This is a genomic window from Myxococcus vastator, assembly GCF_010894475.1.
In the GTDB taxonomy this organism is placed as follows: domain Bacteria; phylum Myxococcota; class Myxococcia; order Myxococcales; family Myxococcaceae; genus Myxococcus; species Myxococcus vastator.
Genome location: NZ_JAAIYB010000049.1, coordinates 24,403 through 30,402 on the forward strand (window position 1 = coordinate 24,403; position 6,000 = coordinate 30,402).

At 71.9% G+C, this 6,000-nt stretch carries 2 protein-coding genes and 1 pseudogene (1 of these 3 only partly in view); 2 read left to right on the forward strand and 1 reads right to left on the reverse strand.

Going from position 1 to position 6,000, the window contains the following annotated elements; translation table 11 throughout:
- Both G4D87_RS07655 and G4D87_RS07660 read left to right on the forward strand, forming a co-directional pair.
- Positions 1 to 5,263, forward strand: the final stretch of a protein-coding gene (locus G4D87_RS07655) for a non-ribosomal peptide synthetase (RefSeq protein ID WP_163780437.1). 8,168 nt of this gene lie to the left of the window's left edge; the window shows 5,263 of its 13,431 coding nt (coding positions 8,169-13,431); its start codon lies beyond the left edge, outside the window; the stop codon is at positions 5,261 to 5,263.
- Positions 5,260 to 5,727, forward strand: a complete 468-nt coding sequence (locus G4D87_RS07660) for a DUF2269 family protein (RefSeq protein WP_163780439.1) — start codon at positions 5,260 to 5,262, stop codon at positions 5,725 to 5,727. Before G4D87_RS07655 ends, G4D87_RS07660 begins: the two co-directional genes overlap by 4 nt.
- An 85-nt stretch (positions 5,728 to 5,812) precedes the next feature.
- Here G4D87_RS07660 and G4D87_RS07665 read toward each other — a convergent pair.
- Positions 5,813 to 6,000: pseudogene (locus G4D87_RS07665) on the reverse strand (DEAD/DEAH box helicase); the annotation flags it as partial.

Here is a 6,000-nt window from a genome sequence, read left to right on the forward strand (position 1 = left end):
CCGGGGCCTGGCGAACGTCATCGAGATGCAGCGGCACGAGCTGGGCGCCGACGCGAGCTGCGTCATGCTCCAGTTCTCCTCCATCTCCTTCGACGTCTCGGTCTGGGAGCTTGTCATGGCCCTGACCAACGGGGGCCGGCTCGTGGTGGCCCCCGCGGACACGCTGCTCGCGGGCGACGCGCTGGCCAACGTGCTGCTGGCTCACGGCGTCACGCACATGGTGCTGCCGCCGACGTCGTATGCGGCGCTCCCCACCGACCGCGAGTACCCCGCGCTTCGCATGCTGACGTCCGCGGGAGAGGCCCTCCCGCCCGAAGTCGTACACACGTGGGCGCGGCCCGGCGTCCAGTTCGTCAACGCCTATGGCCCCACCGAGGTGTCCATCATCAGCACGCTCGGCCACTGCCGGCAGGATGACCCGGGGGCTCCGCCCATCGGGCGCCCCGCCCTCAACCTGGAGGGGTACGTCCTGGACCGCCACGGCGCGCTGCTGCCCATGGGCGTCCCGGGCGAGCTGCACATCGGAGGCGTGGGTGTCGCACGCGGGTACCTGAACCGAGAGGAGCTCACGCGCGAGAAGTTCATCCCGCACCCGTTCAAGCCCGAGGCACGGCTGTACCGGAGCGGAGACCTGGTCCGCTGGCGCAAGGATGGCAACCTCGAGTACCTCGGGCGCATCGACCATCAGGTCAAGCTCCGTGGCTACCGCATCGAGCTGGGTGAAATCGAAGCAGTGCTCGCCACCTATCCCGGCGTGGCGAAGGCCGTGGCCAACGTGCATTCCGCGGGCGCACAGGGCGGCGTGAAGGCCCTCGTCGCCTACGTCGTCTCGGCCCAGCCCGTGGAGGCGCACGCGCTCCGCGAATACGCCCGGAAGAAGCTCCCGGAGTTCATGGTGCCCGCGGAGTTCATCCACCTGGAGGAGCTGCCGCTGTCGTCCAGCGGCAAGGTGGACAAGCGACGGCTGCCGCCGCCGCGCTTCGAGGCGTCCGCGAGCGAGACGCGCTTCGTGCCCCCGCGCACGCCCACCGAGCAGACGCTCGCCTCGCTGTGGGAGTCACTCCTGGAGCGCCGTCCGATTGGCGCGGAGGACCACTTCTTCGACCTGGGCGGGCACTCGCTGCTGGCCGCGCAGGTCATGAGCCGCGTGCGGAGGACGTTCGGCGTCGACGTGCCCCTCTCCGCCATCTTCGAGCAGCCGACGCTGGCGGCGCTGGCGGCGGTGATTGCCGCCAAGGAGGCCGCGCCCCAGCTCCCGCCGCTGGTCCCGCTGACGAGCCCCGGGGACCGGCCCCTTTCCTTCGCGCAGGAGCGGCTGCGCTTCCTCGCGGAGCTCGAAGGACAGAGCGCGGCCTACAACATCCCCATCGCGTTCACGCTGAGGGGCGCGCTGGACGAGGCCGCTTTGCGACGGAGCCTCCAGCGCGTGCTGGAGCGCCACGAGGTCCTCAGGACGCGCTTCCCACTCGTCGACGGTCTCCCGGTGGCCCGGGTGGCCGACGCGGAGCTCTCGCTGACCCTGGAGGACCTCCGCCACGCCAGCGCGGCGAGCCTCGACCAGCGGCTGGCCGAGGAGTCCGCCCGGCCCTTCGCGCTGGACGTAGGACCCGTGGTGCGGGTGCACCTGTTCAGGCGCGCGGACGACGAGCACGTGCTCCTGGTGGCCATGCACCACATCGTGTCCGACGGCTGGTCCTTCGGCGTGATGATGCGTGAGTTCACGGCGCTCTACACCGCGGAGGTCCGGGGCGAGCCCCTGGCGCTTCCGGACCTCCCCATCCAGTACACGGACTACGCGGCGTGGCAGCGGAGCTGGCTCGATGGCCAGGCCCGGGAGCAGCAGCTCGGCCATTGGCGCGAGGCGCTCGCCAGTGCGCCCGCCGTGCTGGACCTGCCCACCGACAGGCCCCGGCCCGCGGTCCGGAGTTACCGGGGCGCCACCGAGCCGCTGGCGTTGGCTCCCGACGCGGCCCAGGCGCTCACCTCGCTCTGCCGCGAGCAGGGAGTGACGGCCTACATGGCGTTGCTCGCCGCCTTCGGCGCCTACCTGGGCCGGGTGAGCGGGCAGGACGACGTGGTCATCGGCTCGCCGTTCGCGGGCCGTCGCATCGCGGAGACGGAGCCGCTCATCGGGTTCTTCGTGAACTCGCTGCCCCTGCGCATCGACCTGGGCGGCGAGCCCACGTTCCTCGAGCTCCTCCAGCGCGTCCGCCGCCAGGTGCTCGACGCCCATGAGCACCAGGACGTCCCCTTCGAGAAGCTGGTCGAGGTGCTCAAGCCGGAGCGCGTGCTCGGCACCAGTCCGCTCTTCCAGGTGATGCTCGCGTACCAGCAGACGCACACCGCGAAGATGGCGCTGCCGGAACTGGAGGTCACCCCGGTGGCCATCCCCAGCGGCGCCGCCAAGTTCGACCTCACCCTGACGCTGTCCGAGACGGCCCAGGGGTTCGAAGGCGTGCTGGAATACGATTGCGACCTCTTCGACGCGTGGCGCATCCAGGCGATGGTGCGCCAGCTCACGGGCTTCATCGCGAGGCTGGCCGCCGAGCCCCGGTCGAAGGTCGTGGACGTCGACCTGGTGAGCGCCGAGGAGCGGGTCCGGCTGATGCCTCGCGCACCGGAGGCGACGCCGACCTTGCCCGCCGTGCACGAGGCCATCGCGGCCCAGGCGGCGAAGACGCCGACGGCCATCGCCGTCGAGGCCGAGGACGGCACCCTCACCTACGCGGCCCTGGAGGCTCGCGCGAAGGCCGTTGCCCAGGCGCTGGTCCAGCGCGGCGTCACGCCGGGGGCCCTGGTGGCCCTCGCCGTGGAGCGCTCCGTGGGGATGGTGGCGGGGCTGCTCGGCATCCTCAAGGCGGGCGCGGCCTACGTTCCGCTCGACCCGGCCTACCCCCGCGAGCGGCTGACGTTCATGCTCCAGGACAGCGGCGCGCGGGTGGTCATCACGCAACCGCACCTCACCACGCGGTTCCCGGGGGCCGACGTGGTGGTGCTCGGGGACGACACCCTGGCGTCATTCGAGCCACGGCGCGGCGCGCTGGCCTACTGCCTGTTCACCTCTGGGTCGACGGGGCAGCCCAAGGGCGTGCTGATTGAGCACTCCGCCCTGGCCCACCACATGGCGTGGATGAGCGCCGCCATGCCGCTGGGCTCCGAGGATCGGGTGCTCCAGCGCACGTCGCTCAGCTTCGACGCGTCGGTCTGGGAGCTGTTCGCCCCGCTGATGGTGGGTGCCCGGCTGGTGCTGGCGCCGCACGGCCTTGGCGCGGACACGGAGCACCTGGCCCGCGTGCTGCGCGAGCGCGACGTGTCCGTGCTCCAGCTCGTGCCCTCATTGCTGACGGCGCTGGTGGAGGAGCCGGGCTTCGTGAACCTCCCGGCGCTCCGGCGCGTCTGCGTCGGCGGAGAGCCCCTACCCTCCGCGACTGTCGCCACGCTCTTCAGCCGCTCGAAGGCGGAGGTGTGGAACCTCTACGGGCCGACGGAGGCGACCATCGACGCGCTGGCGCACCGCTGCCAGCCTGGACAGGTAGGCGCGCACGGCCCGACGGAGCCCATTGGCCTGCCCATCCACCGGATGGAAGCGCTCATCCTGGATGGAAGGCTCCGCCCCGTCCCGGAGGGGGTCCCCGGGGAGCTCTACCTCGCCGGGCCCGGCCTGGCGCGCGGCTACCTCAACCGCCCGGAGCTGACGCAGTCGCGCTTCATCGAACACGCCTTCCCCGGAGGCCCGACGCTGCGCATGTACAGGACGGGTGACGTGGTCCGCCGGCTGGCGGATGGCACGTTCCTGTTCGTGGGCCGCGCCGACCGACAGGTGAAGCTGCGTGGGCATCGCATCGAGCTGGGCGAGGTCGAAGCCGCCATTGCCCGGCACCCGGCGGTGCGTGAAGCCGTGGCGCTGGTGCGCGGCGCGGGTGGGGACTCCCGGCTGGTGGCCTTCGTGGTGCCCCATGCGTCCGCGCAGCGCCCCGAGCCCACCGAGCTCCGGAGCTTCGTCGAGCAGCAGCTCACCGCGAGCATGGTGCCCGGACAGTTCGTCCTCCTGGACGCGCTGCCGCTGGCGCCCAACGGGAAGGTGGACACACGCGCGCTGAGCGCGATGGAACTCGCCGACGCGCGCGTCACCGCCCTGGAGGGCCTGCCACGTGACGCCCTGGAGCTGGAGCTGGTCCGGCTCTTCGAGGAGGTGCTCGGCGTGCGCGCCGTGGGCATCCACGACAGCTTCTTCGACCTGGGCGGCCACTCGCTGCTGGCGCTCAAGATGAAGCTCGCGGTGGAGAAGCGCCTGGGCCGCCCGCTCCCGCTGGTGTCCCTGTTCAGGCATCCGACGCCCGCGCAGCTCACGGCGGTCCTCCGGACCGAGAACGCGGCCGTCTCTCCCCTGGTGCCGCTCACCCCGGAGGCCCACGCCTTCATGGCCGGCGCCACGGACTCGAACCGGACGCCGGTGCTCTACCTGGTGCCCGGTGGGGGCTCGACGCCGTTCTACCTGCTGTCCCTGGCCAGGCACCTGGAAGGCGTCGCCGTGTTCGGCCTCCAGCCCCAGGGCCTGGATGGTGACGCGCCACCGCACGAGACGGTGGAGGCCATCGCCGCGTGGTACGCGGACGCCATCCTGGCCATGCAGCCCGAAGGGCCCTACTGCGTCGGTGGCCACTCCATGGGCGGACACATCGCCTACGAGCTGGCCCAGGAGCTCAAGGCCCGCGGACGCGACGTGGGCGTCGTCGCCATGCTGGACACCCTGGCGCCCTTCCCCGAAGTCACCCGGCCGCAGGGCGAGGGCTGGGACACGGCGCAGTGGATGCTCCACCTCGCCGGCATCATGGAGGCGTTCTTCAACGTGAAGATTGACCTCGCCCTGCCCGAAGTGCGCGCCATGAGCGAAGCCGAGCGGCTCCAGTTCTTCGTGGCACGGCTCCAGGCCGCGGCGGTCCTCCCCGAAGGCGCGCAGCCCGTCCACGTGCAGGGCATCCTCAACGTGGCGAGGGCCCATGACGCGCTGAACTACAGCCCCCGCCGGGAGCAAGCGGTGCCGCTGGCCGTGTTCCGCGCGGAGGACCGCAGCGGGCACAGCACCGCGGCGCTCGATGCGCTCGTGGGAGACAGCGCGCTCGGCTGGAGCCGGTTGACGCAGCAGGCCTGCTCGGCCTACCCCGTCCCTGGCACGCACCTGTCGCTGCTCCGCGACCCGCACGCGGCGGTGCTCGCCCAGCACCTGCTCGCGCTCATTCCCCGTCCGGCACCCGCCCCATGAACGTCCACAACGTCCTGAAGCTGCTGCACCTCATCGCCGTGGTGGTGTTCCTGGGCGACATCGTCGTGACGGCCGTGTGGCGGCTGCTCGCGGACAGGACGCGCGAGCCCCGGGTGATTGCCTATGCCCTGCGCCTGGTGCAGTTCACCGACAAGTACCTGCTGGTGCCCAGCGTCTTCGCGCTCGCCGCCACCGGCATGCTGCGCGCGCACCTCCAGGGCATCCCCCTGTGGACGAACCCGGCGCTCGCCGCGGGACAGGTGAGCTTCATGCTGTGCGGCGTGGTGTGGAGCCAGATGCTGCGCCCCATCCAGGCGCGGCAACTGGTCATGGCCGAGGCGCTCGGTGACGCCTCCGGGGCCGCGTTCGACGACTACCTGCTGCTCACGAAGAAGTGGTTCCGCTGGGGCATCCTGGCCATGGCGCTCGCCTTCGGCTCCATGGCGCTGATGGTCCTCCACTGAAACGAAAAAGGGAGCCCGCCCCATTGGCGCGAGCTCCCTTCCCGGACTTCACGGCGGGCTGTCGCCGCCGTCTGGACTCAGCCGCCTAGAACCACTTGGGCGACGAGCGACGCGGAGGAGGCGGCGAGGCCTCGGGGGCCTTCGCCGGCGCCACCGCGGGACGGCCACCACCCGAACCGCGGGCGCCGCCCTGGCCACCCCGGCTGGCGTTGCCGCCGGAGCCACCCGAGCCCTGGGCCGAGCGGCCACCCTCGGGACGGCCCTGCCCACGGC